Below are 16,653 nucleotides of genomic sequence, written 5' to 3' on the forward strand. Positions count from 1 at the left end.
CGGGGCACCAAAACACGGAGTACACGATGAAAGTTTCCGCTGACGTTCGCGCAATGATCGAACGCCGCAAGAAGGGCCACACGCTCGAAGCGCCGTTCTACGCGAGCGAGGAAATTCACGCGCTGGATATGGAGGTGATCTTCCGCAAGCACTGGATTCAGGTGGCGGTCGAGCCGGACGTGCCGGAAGCGGGCGACTACCTGACAGTGGAACTCGGCAACGATTCGATTTTGATCGTGCGCGACGACGATATGCAGATCCGCGCATTTCATAACGTTTGCCGTCATCGCGGCGCGCGTCTGTGCAGTTCGGAAAAAGGCTCGCTTGGCAATATCGTGTGTCCTTATCACAGCTGGACGTATAACCTGAACGGCGACCTGATGTTCGCTGAGCACATGGGCGAGCAGTTCGACAAGTGCAAGCACAGCCTGAAGAAGGTTCATCTCGAGAACCTCGCCGGGCTGATCTTCATCTGTCTCGCAGAAACGCCGCCTGCCGATTTCGCGGTGCTGCGTGCATCGATGGAACCGTATTTGTTGCCGCATGGCCTGGCCGATTGCAAGGTTGCCGCTTCGATCGATATCATCGAAAAGGGCAACTGGAAGCTCACCATGGAGAACAACCGCGAGTGCTATCACTGCGTCGCGAACCATCCTGAGCTGACCATCTCGCTCTACGAATACGGTTTCGGATACCAACGTTCCGCCGATAACGAAGAAGCGATGGCCGCCTTCGACAAGACTGTCGAAGAACGCACGGCGCAGTGGGAAGCGATGAACCTGCCATCGAAAGAAATCGACCGGCTCGCAGACCTCGTCACCGGCTTTCGCACGCAACGGTTGCCGCTCGATCGCAGCGGTGAATCGCAGACCATGGACGCCAAGGTTGCATCGACCAAACTGCTGGGCGGTTTCGAACAAGCCGATCTGGGCGGCCTGTCGTTCTGGACGCAGCCCAACTCGTGGCATCACTTCATGAGCGATCACATTGTGAGCTTCTCGGTGATTCCGCTGTCGGCAGGTGAAACGCTCGTGCGTACCAAGTGGCTGGTGAACAAGGACGCGCGGGAAGGCATCGACTACAACGTGGATAACCTCACGGCCGTCTGGCGCGCAACCAACGATCAGGACCGTGCGCTGGTTGAGTTTTCGCAACTGGGCGTGACGAGCAGCGCGTATGAACCGGGTCCGTACTCGCCGTTCACGGAAGGACTCGTGGAGAAGTTTTGCGAGTGGTATATCGGGCGTCTGGAGGACTACGCAAATACACCGGATGAAGTGGCCGTACCTTCCTCGCACGGTGAGAAAGTCGTGTCGTTCAAGCGCTGATTAAACGCGCACCAAGGCTAAAAGCGGAGAAACAGATGATGCGCGATCAGGCGACGTTCGAGCTTGCCCCGAACCGAGTCACCCAGCCCGAGTTCTGGGGCAAGCTTCCGGCACGTTGGGACAGCGACACCGACGACACACTCGTTTGTTGTCACGTGCGCCAGGAAACGCATGACGTGAAGAGCTTTTTCTTTCGCGCGCCCAGTGAACGCACGTTTGTTTTCGAACCGGGCCAGTTCATTACGCTCGAACTGGAGATAGACGGCGAGTCGATCAATCGCTGCTACACCATCTCTTCACCGCCGACGCGGCCGCATACCATCTCTATTACGGTTAAGCGCGTACCGGGTGGAAAGGTTTCGAACTGGCTCCACGATAACCTGCAGACCGGCGGCAAGGTTCGCGTGCTGGGTCCCGCAGGAGAGTTCACGTGCGCGCGTCATCCTGCGCGCAGGTTTCTGTTTTTATCGGCGGGATCGGGTGTCACACCCTTGATGTCGATGAGTCGCGCACATCACGAATTGGGCGAGGATCGCGACATCGTGTTCGTGCATAGCGCGCGAACGCCGGACGACATCATCTTCGCTCGCGAGCTTGACCTGATCGCGGCGAACCAGTCGAATTTCCGTACCGCGTTTGTATGCGAACGGGTTGGCGCGAGAACGAACTGGCCGGGCGTGACCGGTTTTCTTACGCTGCCCTTGCTCGAGCTAATCGCGCCGGATTACATGGAGCGCGAAATCTTCACGTGCGGCCCCGCGCCGTATATGAAAGCCGTGCGCGATCTTCTTGCGGAAGGCGGTTTCGATACCATGCATTATCACGAGGAAAGCTTTTCCTTCGAGACGATCGTCGAACTTGCAGCCGAACTCACGACAGCTCATGTCGCCGATGCGTTGCATTCGGCCGAGACGTTCGTTCAAGCGCGTGAAACCGCGGTCGGCTTTGCACCAGCGCCCGAGCCCGCTGTAGCGCCCGTGGAAACCACATTCAAGGTCAGCTTCGCCAAGAGCAATCGCGAGATTGAATGCGGCAGCGGACAACACGTTCTGGATGCCGCCAAGAAATCCGGTGTGCGATTGCCCGCCTCATGCACGCAAGGCATGTGCGGCACGTGCAAGGTCAAATTGATTTCCGGTGAAGTGCAGATGAAGCACAACGGCGGCATTCGTCAGCGGGAGATCGATCAGGGCATGGTGCTTTTGTGCTGCAGCAAGCCTTTGAGCGATCTTGTCGTAGACAAGTAAGGGTATTCATCAAGACCGGCGACGCACCGGGATAAAACGAGGTCGCATCCGGACAACTGGATGTCGAAAAAAAACCAGTCGGCGTATTTCTGGCAAGCGATTCTAAAGCCTCAATAGTTTGTACCGCGAAGGGGAGAAGACAATGAAACTGATCAAGAAACTGTTTGTTTTGAGCGCGATGAGCGCAGCGTTGGCTGCGGCCAGCGTGTCCGCCATCGCCGCCGATGCGAAACCGACCATCAAGATCGGTTACGTGGAAGGCTGGGATGACAGTGTGGCGACATCGAATGTCGCTGCGCAGATCATCGAGAAGAAGCTCGGTTACCCCGTACAGCTCGTGCCTGTGGCAGCGGGCGTGATGTGGCAGGGCGTGGCGCGCGGCGACCTCGATGCCACCTTGTCGGCTTGGTTGCCGGTCACGCATGGCGCGTATTGGGACAACTTCAAGTCTAAGGTCGTCGACCTCGGCGCGAACTTTCCCGACGCCAAGATCGGCTTGATCGTGCCGGAAGATGCGCCGGTCACGAGCCTCACGGATCTCGAAGCGAAGAAGGCCGATTTCGGCGGACGGATCGTGGGTATCGATGCAGGCGCCGGCGTGATGTCGAAGACTAGCGAGGCGATCAAGGCCTATAACCTCGACTACACTTTGATGCCGAGTTCGGGCAGCGCGATGACGGCGGAGCTGGCTCGTGCAGAGAACGCAAAGAAGCCGATCATTGTGACGGGCTGGAAGCCGCACTGGATGTTCGCGAAGTACAAGCTCAAGTTCCTGGACGATCCGAAGAAGGTGTTCGGTGAAGCCGAGCACGTGGATAGTGTGGTGAATCCCGGACTTGAAACGAAGGCGCCGACGGTTGTCGCGTTCCTTAAAAAGTTCCAGTGGAAACCGGGCGAGATCGACAGCGTCATGCTCGCAACGACGAACGGCGCAAAGCCGGCCGCCGCAGCGGATGCGTGGGTGAATGCACATGCGGACCGCGTGTCGAGCTGGACGAAGTAGATTGTTGTCGAAGCTAGTGCTGTTACGAGAACGCCGCTTGAATCAAGCGGCGTTTTTTTTTGGTGCGCGCAAGTTCGCGCGCTGGCCAGGATCAAGGGCGCTGATGGACGCCACAGCACCCCGCTGAGAAGCCAGTAGTCCTGGCGGCAGAATACCGCGATTTATTCAACACGATTCGACGTTGTTAAAAAAGCGCTCTGACGCGATGTTTCAGGTGCCCCAGCGCTTGTGCAAGCTGCTACGTTGCATCGGCGTCGGCATCCACGTTCGAACGAGGCCGGGGATGGGCGTATTGAATATCGGTCAAATCCGTGGTCCTGCGCCCGCTCGGCAGGTGCAGCGTGGCGAAGAAAAACAGTAGTGTCATCACCGCCATCGACCAGAGACCTGCGCGGCTGACATGCGCGCGTGTTTGCTGATAGTACTTCGTGAGCGCGGAGAGATCGGCCTGTTGTACGCCGGCATCCACGATCAGCGCCTTGAACTGAAGGTCGTTGAGATACGGAATGACCGGCAAGCTCCGCACGGCACTGAGCGTCCGGGGGTTCAGGCCGGCATCTTCGGCGACCAGAAGTTTCATCCCATAGGTGATCGCGGTCAGCATCACCATGCTGACCAATGCCACGCCGAGCGCCTGGCCGATATCCCGCGCGGCCGCCTGCACGCCTCCGGACTGCTGCGCGTCGCGTGCGGATAATGCGTTGGTAACCAGGGACGGCGCATTGGCCGCAATCGTTCCCATGCTTGCGCCGATCAGGCACAGCCCGAGCGTGACGACAGGCGTGTTGAGTTCGAGTGTGTTGATACCCGCCGCCGTGACCAGGGCGCCCACCAGTCCTAATAACAACCCCGTGCGGCATTGGCGTTGCTGGTTGCGTTGCTTGATGACAAGCGGCAGGCCCAGCGAGCATGCCGCGAGGCAAATGGCAAACGGCAAGATCAGAAGTCCCGTGTGGACCGCGTCCTGTCCGGCCACGACCTGACCGAAACTGACCACGACAAAGATGCCCGAGCTGTAGGCAAAAAAGATATACGCGGTCAGATAGAGCCCGCCGCGCACGTTGGCGGTCTGTATGAACGTTCTGGGAATCAGCGCGCTTCCGATCCGGGCGTCGCGATAAATCTCCCAGCGCAGCATCAACGCCAGCACCACTAGACCCGCCGCCACAAGGAAAGGTGCCGGGCTCAGGCCGATCACCGTGAAGGGCGGGTTGAAAGGTGCGAACAGTCCCCACGAGGAAACGCGCAACAGTCCGAATACGGTCATGAACAGGCCGGCTGTGGAGAGCACGAAGCCCGGGATGTCAAAGCGGATGCCGCGTTCCCGGGCAGTCGATGTGGGAATGAGCGTTGAACAGGCAAGTATCAGGATGGCGAACGCGCCCATTACGCCGAACGCCGACCTCCAGCCGAGATGTTCCAGTAGCAGACCACACGCAATGGGTCCCGATGCGAACGAGATACCGCTCGCGGCCCCCAGTGCGCCGAAAGCCACCGCACGGTCGTGGCCTGAATAGATGCCGGTGATGAGGCCGAACACGGCGGGAATCATGAAGCTTCCGCCAATACCCGCAAGGGCGCGGGCGGCGAATATGAAGAAATTCATCGACGGGGACAGGCCGGCGCAGACTTCAGCTGCGAGATAGATGATGCATCCTAGCTGGAAAATGCGCCGCCATCCTACGACGATCCCAAGCATGCCGCCGGCCACCATGAAGCTGCCCGCGACGAGCGGATACATGGTGTTGGCTTCGCTGACCTGACTCATCGATGCACCCAGACTGCGTATCAACGCACCGGTCGCGATGCTGAGCGTTACGTTGTCAGCCGAAGCCAGGAACTGCGCCATGCATAGAATGCACAGCGGCAACCACCGCATTGCCCGTGCGACTCTATTCTTGTTCTTTTCCGGCATGCTTGGTCATCCTGATTAAATCAAACGCTTGGCGTGGTGTCCGCCAGTTTTTCGAGCAGGTCGGCGTCCTTGGCGCGCGTGACCTGTGTCGAGGTCGGAAGGTTGCGCGTCCCGAACAGGAACAGCAACGTCATCAGCGCGGTCGCGATCATGCCGGCGCGGGTGGCGTCCAGGCGGGCATGCTTGTAGACATCGGTGAGGACCGGCATGTCGGCCTGGTCGATACCATGGTCGAGCATCAGCTCGGAGAACTTGCCGTCGCTGAGATAGGGAATCACTGCAATCGCCGACACCTTGCCGCGAGTGGCATCGCTTAGCCGTGCGTCGCCGTGCGCGGTGCTTTGCACGCTCATGGTGATTGCGGTCAGCATGACCATCCCGCAGACCGCAACGCCGATCGCCTGGCCGACATTGCGGGAGGTCGCCTGGACGCCGCCCGACTGCTGCGCGTCGCGCGGTGGCAGCGCGCTGGTCACGCAATAGCTTGAGTACGCGGATATGATCCCCATGCTGATGCCGATCAGGCACATGCCGAATGGGACAACGGCGCTGTAGCTCGACAAGTCGAAGCCCAGGATGCATGCGATCGAACCGACCGCACCGATCACCAGCGCAGCCTGGCACATCCGTTTTGGGTTCGCGTTTTTATATATCACGGGTAATCCCAGCGAGAACACCACCACGCCAAGTGCGAACGGCAGGATCATCAGGCCCGTCTGGATTGCGGTCAGTCCGGCGACGACCTGGACGAAGCTGACGGTCACAAAGATGCCCGAGCCATAGGCGAGGAAGATGAACGCGGTCAGGTAGAGGCCGTTGCGGACCTGGGGCGTGCCGATGAACGACATCGGGATCAGTGCGCTCCCGGTAGTCGCCTCGCGGTGGCGTTCCCACTTCAGCATCAACGCCAGGACCACAATGCCGAACAACACAAGGAAGGGCGCCGGACTCAGCCCGAGCACGGTGAACGGCGGAGAGAACGGTGTGAACAGCCCCCAGCTCGACACCTTGAGAAAGCCGAGGATCACGCTGAACAGGCCGATCACGGTGAGCAGCACGCCGGGCAAGTCGAACACGACCTTGCGCGCGGGCTTGGGCGGCGTGGGCACGATGAACGAGCCGAGAAATATCACGACGCACAGGCAAGCGATTGCGCCGAATGCGTAGCGCCAGCCCAGGTGGTCCACGAGCAAGCCGCAGATGATCGGGCCGGCGGCAAACGACACGCCGCTCGCGGCGCCTATGGCGCCGAACGCGACGGCCTGCTCACGCCCGCGGTAGTTACTCGCAATCAGTCCGAGCACCGAAGGGATCATGAAGCTGCCGCCGATGCCTGAGAGCAGCCGCGCGCCGTAAGTGAACACTTCCATGTTCGGCGAGAAAAACGCGGTGATCTCGGCGCAGAACAGTAGCGCACAGCCGACGCGAAAGGTCTTCTTCCAGCCAACGATGAGACCGACCATTCCGGCGGCCACCATGAGCGAACCCGCCGCAAGCGAATACATGGCGTTGGCAATGCTCACCAGGTCCATCGGTGCGTTAAGGTCCTTGATCAGGGCCCCTGTCGCGATGCTGAGGGTGGCGTTGTCGCCCGAAGTGGAAAGCTGAGCCAGGCACAGGACCAGGAGCGGCAGCCATTTCCCGAGGCCGGAAGCGGTCGAATCCGGCTGTGGGGAGTCGAATGCGGGTGCTGGGCCGTTTGTGCGCGAAGACATAGATTGAGTACCTTCAATGACGTTGACAAAATGCGGCGCGAGTTTCGTCATCGCCTGCGCACGATGCGCGGGCGATGGGACGCGTGGATGAGTCAGGCAGGAATTTTCTGCACGCGTCCGCCCAGCACGGTGCCCCACACCGGAATGTCCTTGAGGCGCACAGGGTCGACTTCGAGCGGGTCTTCTTCGACGATCGTAAAGTCAGCCAGCTTGCCGCATTCGATACTGCCGATCAGGTGGTCCACTTTCATGGTGTAGGCGGCGCCGAGCGTCATGGCGTGCAGCGCGTCCCTGACTGAAATACGCTCTGTTTCGCCAAGCACGCGGCCAGATGCGGTCAGGCGGTTGACTGCGCACCAGCCCGTGAACAGCGGATTGATCGGCGTGATGCCGCAATCGCTGTGGAACGCGAAGGGAATGCCGTGACGTACTGCACTGCCGCACGCGTTCATGCGGTTCGCGCGTTCGGGGCCCATGGTCTTCGCGTAGTGCTGGTCGCCCCAGTAATAAATATGGTTGCTGAAAAAATTCACGACCATGCCAAGCGCTTTGATGCGCTTGAACTGATCTTCTCGCAGCATCTGGGCGTGTTGCATTCCGGCGCGATGGTCAACGGCCGGAATCCGGTTCAACGCTTTCTGGACAGCGTTGATAAAGGCCTCTGACGCTTCGTCACCGTTGCAATGACAATGCACCTGATAACCGCGCCGCATGATTTCGTAGACTTGCTCGTCTACCTGTTCCGGCGTCGCGTTCCATGCGCCGTTATGGCCGTCCTGGAAGTAGTAGGGCGCGAGCATGCGAGCGGAGCCGCCCTGGATCGAACCGTCCAGAAAGATTTTCATGGAACCAAAGATCAGCTTGTCGTGACCGCGTGTCATGATTTCCGGTGCGAACTCGACGGCTTCCACGAACGGCTTCCTGACAAACGGTGGCCCATAACTCACCAGCAGGCGGATAGGGAATTCGGATTCGCGTGTGGCGCGCAAGTAGTTCGCTTCGAGTTCGGGATTCGCGAAATCGGTAAGCCCCATGTCGGCAGCCGATGTGCAGCCCGCGCGAAAGGCTTCCTGTCCGAAGTTGCGGATCGCCTTTTCAGTGGTCAGTGCGTCCCAGAATCCATATTTATCCAGGATGGGACCCATGGCGGCGAATTCGACCAGTTCGCCATGCAGGCTGCCGTCATCGTTGCGGACGACGCCTTCAACGGTGGATTGTTCAGTGATGCCGCAATCATGCAGTGCCGCGGTGTTGGCGCCCATCAAGTGGATGCTCATGTGAATGACCGCGACCGGCCGCGTCGTCGATACACGGTCCAGTTGCGCACGTCCAAGTTTTTCCGAGCCGAAATAAATCGGGTCGACGCCCCACGCAATCAAGGGTGCGTCGGGATCTGTCATGGTTCGCTCGACGGCTTGCAGCGCGGCGACCACTTCATCGAATGACCGGCAACCCTTCCACACTTTGCCCGTATAGTCGGGACGATCGTAGTAGCCCACATAGGTGAACTGCCACATGCCGCCACCTGTGGAGTGCGAGTGCGCTTCGACCAGGCCCGGCAAAATGATCTTGTCGGCAAAGGTGTGGTCCACGACGTGTTTGCCGAACCCCTGCAGTTCTTCGAGTGTACCGACACCCAGTATTTTGTCGCCGCGGACGGCGACGTGAGTGGCCACGGGTTGCGACGGGCACATGGTGATGATCTTGCGGGCGGAAAAGATGGTGGTTTGGCTATGTGTCATCACGAAAAGTTTTATCGTTGCGTGGATGAAGAGATGTGCCGCTTCAGGCGAGCAGGCCCCGGTCGGATGGCGCGCTGCTGCATCGCCATGAACGAACGCTTGAATACAGTCGGAGTCCGAAACAATTTGCCCGGAAACATATGTTTGTTCAATTACGCGATCGACACGCTTGCGCGTCAAGCATCGTAAATGCTTAATCCGCCGGGAAATAGCGCTAAAACGGGAACGATGGGGCGTGGGAATTGAAATCTTCCCGAAGCAGGGTTACTTCGGAAAAAGCGGTAGGAAATCGCAACTACGACGGGCGTTGTTGCAAAAGCGCGGCCGTGCGAGACGGTGGCTGAAGGGGACGTGGAGAAGCACGGCTATGAACGCGAGGGCGTTCGCCGTGCTCAGAATCCGGCTTATTACAGCACAACCGTGCGGTCACCGTTGATAAACACGCGCCGCTCAATGAATGCCTTGACCGCCCGTGCGAGGGTGATGCATTCCACATCGCGTCCTGTTGCGAGCAAACGTTCCGGCTTGTACGAATGGTCCACGCGCTCGACTACCTGTTCGATGATCGGACCTTCATCGAGGTCATCGGTCACGAAATGCGCCGTTGCGCCAATCAGTTTCACGCCGCGCGTATGCGCCTGATGATAAGGCTTCGCGCCCTTGAATCCGGGCAGGAATGAATGATGGATATTGATCGCGCGCGCCGCGAGTTTGCGGCTCGTCTCGCCAGACAGGATCTGCATGTAGCGCGCGAGAATCATCAGCTCGGCGCCGGATGTCTCGAACAAATCGAGCAGGCGTGCTTCCTGTTGCGGTTTTGTGTCGGCGGTAACCGGGAGATGGTGAAACGGCAAACCATGCTGAACGGCAAGCGGTTCGAGGTCACTATGATTCGACGCGATGCCAACAATATCCATCTTCAGTTCGCCCATCCGCCAGCGGAACAGCAGGTCGGCAAGGCAATGTTCGAGCTTCGAAACCATGATCAGTACCTTGGGCCGCGCGTTGACGTTATGGATGGCCCATGTCATCGAGAAACGCTCGGCGATGGGTGCAAATTCTTGCTGCAACGCGGCGAGCTGCAGGGATTCATCGCGATCCACGCCGTGGAAGACGCAGCGCACGAAGAAGCGCTGGCTGAGGTCGTCGTCGAAGACGGTGAGTTCATCGACGTAATAGTGATGACGATCAAGGAAGCCGACCACCGCTGCAACCTGTCCTGCGGCGCTTGGACAAGCGACCGTCAGCACGAGTTGATGAGGATGGGTGTTACTGACGGTATCGCCTGCCATGCGGTTCTCCACTGTGCAAAGGGCAGCGCCGCGAAGACGGCGCGTGTATTTCGCAGTAGAACAAATCGGCTATGAGCGCGGCTAGAAGCTATGCGCCGTGATGCTGGTACGGGAGCGTCAAGCGGATACTCCGCATTCGGCGAGCAGCCAGTCGCGGAAGGCGCGAACTGCTGTGGTTTGAGCGCGCGGCGCGCTTAGCAAATATCCGCCGTCGGTGATAATGGGTGTATCGAATAGCTGCACCAGTTGCCCGCTGGCGACGAGTTCATCCACTAACGGCGTCCATCCTAGCGCCACGCCTTGGCCCATGATCGCGGCGTGCGCAACAAAGCCGTAGCTATTGAATGTGATGCCGCGATGCGCAGGCGGCGCGGCCAGCCCGTGCGCCGCGAACCAGCCGTGCCAGGACAGCCAGCGTTCGGGATTTGTCGGTTCGAGATGCAGCAGCGGCAATTCGCTCAGGTCCGACGGAGACGCCGGCTTGCCATGCCGCGCGAGAAGCGTGGGGCTGCATACAGGTGTGACCTGTTCGGGAAACAGCTTGAGTGCGCCGTGCCCGGGCCAGTTCATCGATACATGACCAAAGCCGATCACGATATCCGCATGATCGTGCTCCGCCGCAAGCACGTCCTGCGCGGTGGTGATCCTTACATCGACGTCAGGCATCAGTGCCTTGAATTGCGACAGGCGCGGCATCAGCCAGTAAGTCGCAAAGCCGAAGTCCGTCAGAAGGTTGAGCGATTGCTGCGCGGGCGCGGCATGACGCGCGCGAATGTCGTTCGTGGCGATGCGGATGGTTTCCAGACCCAGGCGCACGGCTTCGAACAGCCGCACACCGTCTTCGGTCAGCGTCACGCCGCGATGCCCCCGCTCGAACAGCGGCGCGCCGAGATTCTCTTCGAGCTGAACCACACGCTGGCTTACCGCGGGTTGCGTGGAGCCGAGCTCGCGCGCGGCGGCCGTGAAACTGGCGAGACGCGCGGCGGACTCGAACATGGAGAGCGCCTGCATTGGCGGCAAACGATCCTGTCTCGACATAAGCGCCCCTTATGAGCTCATAACGTTTTGCTCTCTTCACAGCCGCGAATTGAACGGCAATAGTGATACGCGATGCAATGCGTTGCGCGTTTCACCCAATTGATTCTATTCGAGCCTCACCCCGATGCTTAAGCCCAGACAAAATATCCTGATCCTGATGGCCGACCAGATGACGCCATTCGCGTTATCGGCTTATGGTCACCCCGTGAGCAAAACACCGAACATGGACGCGCTCGCGGCGCGCGGCGTGGTTTTCGATTCCGCTTATTGCGCAAGCCCGCTATGCGCGCCTTCGCGCTTTTCATTTTTGTCCGGCAAGCTGCCGTCCAACATAGGTGCCTACGATAACGCCGCCGAATTTCCATCGCAAACATTGACGTTCGCGCATTATCTGCGCGCGGAGGGGTACAGGACGGTTCTCTCGGGGAAAATGCATTTCTGCGGCCCGGACCAGCTGCACGGTTTCGAAGAACGTCTGACCACGGATATCTACCCGGCAGATTTCGGCTGGACGCCGAACTGGGATGACTTCGAGACGCGCCCGAGCTGGTATCACAACATGAGTTCGGTTATCGATGCAGGCCCGTGCGTGCGCACCAACCAGCTCGATTTCGACGACGAAGTCACCTACACCACGCGTCAGAAGCTATTCGATATCGCCCGTGAGCGGCAAGCCGGCAAGGATGCGCGGCCGTTTTGCGTGGTGGCGTCGCTGACCCATCCGCACGATCCTTACGCAATCCCGCAGAAATACTGGGACATGTATCGCGATGAAGACATCGAGATGCCTGCGTATCGCGACGCGCTGGAAACCGCCGATCCGCATTCGAAGCGCCTTCGCCATGTTTGCGAAACCGACAAGACGCCGCCGAGCGACCAGCAGATTCGCAACGCACGTCGCGCATATTACGGCGCGATTTCATACGTCGATGCGCAATTCGGCGCGATCCTCGAAGCGCTCGATCAATCAGGCATGGCCGATGACACCATCGTGATCGTGACGTCCGATCATGGCGAGATGCTGGGCGAACGCGGTCTTTGGTACAAGATGACGTTCTTCGAAGGCGGTTGCCGGGTGCCGTTGATCGTGCATGCGCCGGGGCAATTCGAGGCGGGACATGTGAAGGCATCGGTCTCGCATCTCGACTTGTTGCCGACGCTGGTCGAACTTGGTCGCGGTTCCGCGCGGCCATCATGGCCGGATACGCTCGATGGTCAAAGCCTCGTGCCGCATCTTCGGGGCGAGCCTCATGCGCGCGATGAAGCCATCGGCGAATACCTTGCCGAAGGGGCGATCGCGCCCATCGTCATGTTGCGTCGCGGTAATTTCAAGTTTATCCATACGCCGGCTGATCCCGATCAGCTTTTCAACGTCACCGCCGATCCCCCGGAGCGAACGAACCTTGCCACGCATCCGGAACACGCGGCGCGGGTCGCTGCATTCCGTGCGGAAATCGCAGAACGCTGGGACCTGACAAAGCTGCGGGAGGAAGTCGTGCAGAGCCAGCGCCGCCGCCAATTCCATTTCGATGCCACCACGCAAGGCGTGATCGAGTCATGGGACTGGCAGCCATCAGTCGATGCCAGCCAGCGTTATATGCGCAATCACATCGACCTGGACACGCTTGAAGCGATGGCGCGTTTCCCTGCAGTCAAACGATAAATAAACGCTCGCAGAAAAACACACCCACAGGAAACCACCATGAAAAAGCCCTTGAAACAAGCACTATTCTGCATTGCAGCGCTTTGCACATCCATCGGCTCGGTGGTCGCGGCCGAGCCTCAAAGCTGCTTGCAGGTCAGGATGGCGGACCCGGGCTGGACGGATATCGACGCGACCAACGCCATGGCCGGCGTGGTGCTGAAGGCGCTGGGCTACAAGCAGACCGTGTCGAATCTATCGGTGCCAATCACATACCAGGGCTTGAAGAAAGGGCAGATCGACGCGTTCCTTGGCAACTGGATGCCTGCACAGGCACCCATGGTGAAACCTTTCGTCGATGAAAAATCGATCGAGATCGTGCATCCGAACCTGACGAACGCCAAGTTCACGCTCGCGGTCCCTGACTACGTGGCGGCTGCCGGCGTCCATACATTCGCCGACTTGCAGAAGAACGCGGACAAGTTCGAAAGCAAGATCTACGGCATTGAGCCGGGCGCGCCGGCGAACCAGAACATCAAGAAAATGGTCGACGAAAAGGCCTTCGGACTCAATGGCTGGAAGCTCGTTGAATCCAGCGAGACCGGCATGCTGACTCAGGTAGAGCGCGCCGTACGTGAGAAGAAATGGATCGTGTTCCTCGCGTGGGAGCCGCATCTGATGAATACGAAGTTCCACCTTACCTACCTTGATGGCGGCGACAAATACTTTGGCCCGAACTTCGGCGGCGCGACGGTGAACACGGTTGCACGCACGGGGTATATCGGCGAATGCCCGAACCTTGGACGCCTGTTTAAACAGATGACCTTCAATGTGGACCTTGAGAACGGGATCATCACGGACGTGCTGCAAAACAAGACCAACATCGATACCGCTGCCACCACTGCGCTCAAGCGCAATCCCGATGTGGTGAAGGGCTGGCTGGATGGCGTCACTACAGCCACAGGCGGCAATGGTTTGCAAGCTGTACAAACCGCGCTCGGGTCGAAATAACAACACACGTCGCACTTGGGCAGGTTTTCGTCGCAATCCGTCGAGCCCCGTTAAATATGGACTCGTACTTTTGCATAGCTGGTGCACGCAGCGGAACGTATCGCGGTGGACACCGGCGCCACAAGCTTCAGATCACCGTACCAAGCCAGCCTCTGCAATAAAAAAACGAGCGAGAAGCGTTGCGCGATTCCGCCCTTCGGGAAGGCGTCGCCGGAGCAGCGCGGGACTTGCTTTATCCATTGAAACGAGCCAACCGGGTATCAGGGAGAATCAACGATGAAGAAGCGAAATGCCGCAAAGCTGGCGGCTCTTGCATTGAGCGCAAGCGCCGTATCCGCACCCGCCGTGGTTCACGCGCAAGGCAGCGTGACGTTGTACGGCATTCTGGATGCGGGTATCACCTACGTGAACAACACGGGCGGCTCGCACGCCTTTCGCTTTGAGGACGGCATCTCGTACGGCAACCGGCTGGGCTTCAAGGGCGTTGAAGATCTTGGCGGCGGATTGAAGGCGATCTTCGCGCTTGAATCGGGTTTTCATATCGGCACCGGCAAGTATGCTTTTGGCGGCGCGGAGTTCGGGCGTCAGGCGTACGTTGGATTGCAGAGCCAGTGGGGGACGGTGTCGCTGGGTAATCAGCTCGACATGACCAACGAGTTCATGGAGGGCTACAACATCTCCGCGTTCGCGAGCGGCTACGCGATTCACCAGGGCGACTTCGACCGCATGAACGGCGACCGTTTGCCGAACGCGATCAAGTACATGTCACCCGATATCAGCGGTCTGACATTCGGCGGCATGTATTCGTTCGGCAATGTCTCGGGCAACTTCCATCAGCAAAGCGCATACAGCGCAGGCGCGCATTACGCGCACGGCGACTTTACTATCGGCACCGCATACACGCGCCTGAACAACCCGAACGGCATCTACGCATTCGATCCGTACGCGATGATCGGCACGAAGACCTTCCTCGGCCAGACCGTTGCAACGGTGGACCCGGCAACCGGCGCGGTCAACGATCTGTTCAGCAGCACGCCGCTTGCAGTCGACAGCCAGGCGACTTACGGCATTGGTTCATCGTATGCGCTCGGCAACCTGATGCTGCTCGGCAACTATACGTACACCACCATCAAGGGTTTTGGACAGTCGTCGCACATGCATGTGGGCGAGGGCGGCGCGTCTTATAACTTCACGCCGGCGCTCATTCTTTACGGCGGTTATCAGTTCACGGCCTTCGAAGGGCACAAGTGGAACATGGGTTCACTCGCGTTGCATTACCTCTTGTCCAAGCGTACCGATCTCTACATTTCGGGCGACTACCTGCGGGCATCGAACGGGGTGGATGCAGTGATCGGATATAGCTTTACGCCATCGACATCGAATACGCAAAGCGATGTACGTATCGGCTTGCGCCACTCGTTTTAAAGAGGATCAAGCCACCGCGGCGGGGTCCTGAAGCGGGGCCGTCGCGCGTGGCGAAGCGCGGTCCTGTCGCGGACTCGAACCGAAGCGCGTGCGATAGGTGCGAGAGAAATGCGACGGCGATTCGAAGCCGCACGCGACGCACACTGTAGTGATCGACATATCCGTTTGCTGCAGCAACTCGCGGGCGCGTGCAAGGCGCAGTCCGAGATAGAAATGCGTTGGTGTGTCTTTTAGCGCCGAGCAGAACAAACGTTCGAGCTGGCGACGCGTCACGCCGATTTCATCCGCCAATGCATCTGGTGACAGCGGTTCCTCCATATGTTGTTCCATCACGCCGATCACCTGGATCAGCTTGCGATTGTGGATGCCATAGCGCGCCGCGATCTGCATGCGCTGATGATCCGAACGCTGCCGTATTCGGCCGAGTACGAACTGCTCCGACACTTGCGCGGCGAGTTCCGCGCCGTGGCGGCGGCCAATCAGGTCCAGCATCAGGTCGATGGAAGCCGTGCCGCCCGCGCACGTGATGCGGCGTGCATCGATTTCGAAGAGTTCCTGACTTACAGCCAGCGATGGATAGCGCTCCTGAAACGCCGATGCCGCTTCCCAGTGCAAGGTCACGCGTTCATGTTGAAGGAGGCCGGCTTCGGCGAGGATGAAGCTGCCTGTATCGATACCACCCAGCGTCGCGCCCGTTCGATCCATTCTGCGAAGCCATTCGGCGATCTCGCGCGTATAGCAGTTGAGCGGGCTGAACCCGGCGACGACGATGACATTTTGAGCTGATTTGACGTCGGCGATTGCGCATTCGGCGTTCAGCGATATGCCGTTGCTGGCGCAGACCGGGCCGCCGTCGAGGCTCAGGATGTGCCAACGATAAAGCTCCCCGCGGAAACGATTCGCCACCCGAAGCGGTTCGATCGCCGACATGAAGCCGATGGATGAAAACTCCGGGAGCAGCAAGAAATGAAAGTTTTCGGGCGGTGGCATCGAGGGGGGATTTTTGGGCTGACCGGGCACGGTAGCAAGCGGAAATTGCAAGCGCAATGGGGGTTCGTTCGCACTCGGTTTTTTGGGGAGGCGGGCAGGGGTGGGGTTGGGGGTCCTGCTGCTTAGGTTTTCGCGCGTTCCGTTCTAGTTGTTCTCTTTAGCACTGTTAGCCACTGTCCGTGGCGGGACTTCATTTCTTTGTCCAACGGCGACAAAGAAACGAAGCAAAGAAAACGCCTTCCAACCGCTAATTCTTAAGTGTCCACAGCGTGCAGTTATAACGATTTGGTACCCCAAAAGCACGC

12 protein-coding genes are annotated in these 16,653 nt (G+C 59.1%); 6 read left to right on the top strand and 6 right to left on the bottom strand.

What is annotated here, in order from left to right; all coding sequences use genetic code 11:
• Window positions 1–26 precede the first annotated feature (26 nt).
• From HB633_RS00830 to HB633_RS00840, 3 genes are all read left to right on the top strand, one after another.
• A complete protein-coding gene (locus HB633_RS00830; protein ID WP_213776190.1) occupies window positions 27–1,328 on the top strand; it encodes an aromatic ring-hydroxylating dioxygenase subunit alpha in 1,302 nt (433 codons plus the stop codon).
• A 38-nt stretch (window positions 1,329–1,366) separates the two neighbouring features.
• Entirely contained in the window at window positions 1,367–2,575 is a 1,209-nt protein-coding gene (locus HB633_RS00835) for a hybrid-cluster NAD(P)-dependent oxidoreductase (RefSeq protein WP_213776551.1), read from the top strand.
• Window positions 2,576–2,717: 142 nt separating this feature from the next.
• Window positions 2,718–3,578 carry a glycine betaine ABC transporter substrate-binding protein gene (locus HB633_RS00840; RefSeq protein ID WP_213776191.1) on the top strand — a complete coding sequence of 287 codons (861 nt, stop codon included), beginning with the start codon at window positions 2,718–2,720 and terminating at the stop codon, window positions 3,576–3,578.
• 238 nt (window positions 3,579–3,816) lie between these two features.
• Here the strand turns inward: HB633_RS00840 and HB633_RS00845 are convergent, their stop codons facing one another.
• From HB633_RS00845 to HB633_RS00865, 5 genes are all read right to left on the bottom strand, one after another.
• Window positions 3,817–5,427: an MFS transporter gene (locus HB633_RS00845; protein ID WP_213776192.1), complete on the bottom strand. Its 1,611-nt coding sequence runs from the start codon at window positions 5,425–5,427 to the stop codon at window positions 3,817–3,819.
• Window positions 5,428–5,513: 86 nt separating this feature from the next.
• Entirely contained in the window at window positions 5,514–7,208 is a 1,695-nt protein-coding gene (locus tag HB633_RS00850; RefSeq protein WP_213776193.1) for an MFS transporter, read from the bottom strand.
• 92 nt (window positions 7,209–7,300) lie between these two features.
• Window positions 7,301–8,950: an amidohydrolase gene (locus HB633_RS00855; RefSeq protein WP_213776194.1), complete on the bottom strand. Its 1,650-nt coding sequence runs from the start codon at window positions 8,948–8,950 to the stop codon at window positions 7,301–7,303.
• 407 nt (window positions 8,951–9,357) lie between these two features.
• Complete coding sequence (purU, locus tag HB633_RS00860; protein ID WP_213776195.1) at window positions 9,358–10,242, bottom strand: formyltetrahydrofolate deformylase; 885 nt, start codon at window positions 10,240–10,242, stop codon at window positions 9,358–9,360.
• 117 nt (window positions 10,243–10,359) lie between these two features.
• On the bottom strand, window positions 10,360–11,280 hold the full coding sequence (locus HB633_RS00865) for a LysR family transcriptional regulator (RefSeq protein ID WP_213776196.1): 921 nt from the start codon (window positions 11,278–11,280) through the stop codon (window positions 10,360–10,362).
• Window positions 11,281–11,404: 124 nt separating this feature from the next.
• On the opposite strand from HB633_RS00865, the gene betC reads away from it, so the two are divergent.
• The 3 genes from betC to HB633_RS00880 all read left to right on the top strand — a co-directional run bounded on the left by betC (window position 11,405) and on the right by HB633_RS00880 (window position 15,358).
• Complete coding sequence (gene betC / locus HB633_RS00870) at window positions 11,405–12,943, top strand: choline-sulfatase (protein WP_213776197.1); 1,539 nt, start codon at window positions 11,405–11,407, stop codon at window positions 12,941–12,943.
• Between the two features lie 39 nt (window positions 12,944–12,982).
• Window positions 12,983–13,933, top strand: coding sequence for a choline ABC transporter substrate-binding protein (locus tag HB633_RS00875; protein ID WP_213776198.1), 951 nt, complete (start codon window positions 12,983–12,985; stop codon window positions 13,931–13,933).
• A gap of 276 nt (window positions 13,934–14,209) precedes the next feature.
• Complete coding sequence (locus HB633_RS00880; protein ID WP_213776199.1) at window positions 14,210–15,358, top strand: porin; 1,149 nt, start codon at window positions 14,210–14,212, stop codon at window positions 15,356–15,358.
• Window positions 15,359–15,364: 6 nt separating this feature from the next.
• Here the strand turns inward: HB633_RS00880 and HB633_RS00885 are convergent, their stop codons facing one another.
• Window positions 15,365–16,348 carry a GlxA family transcriptional regulator gene (locus HB633_RS00885; RefSeq protein WP_213776200.1) on the bottom strand — a complete coding sequence of 328 codons (984 nt, stop codon included), beginning with the start codon at window positions 16,346–16,348 and terminating at the stop codon, window positions 15,365–15,367.
• Window positions 16,349–16,653: the final 305 nt, after the last annotated feature.

The organism is Caballeronia sp. dw_276 (assembly GCF_018449635.1).
Taxonomy (GTDB): domain Bacteria; phylum Pseudomonadota; class Gammaproteobacteria; order Burkholderiales; family Burkholderiaceae; genus Caballeronia.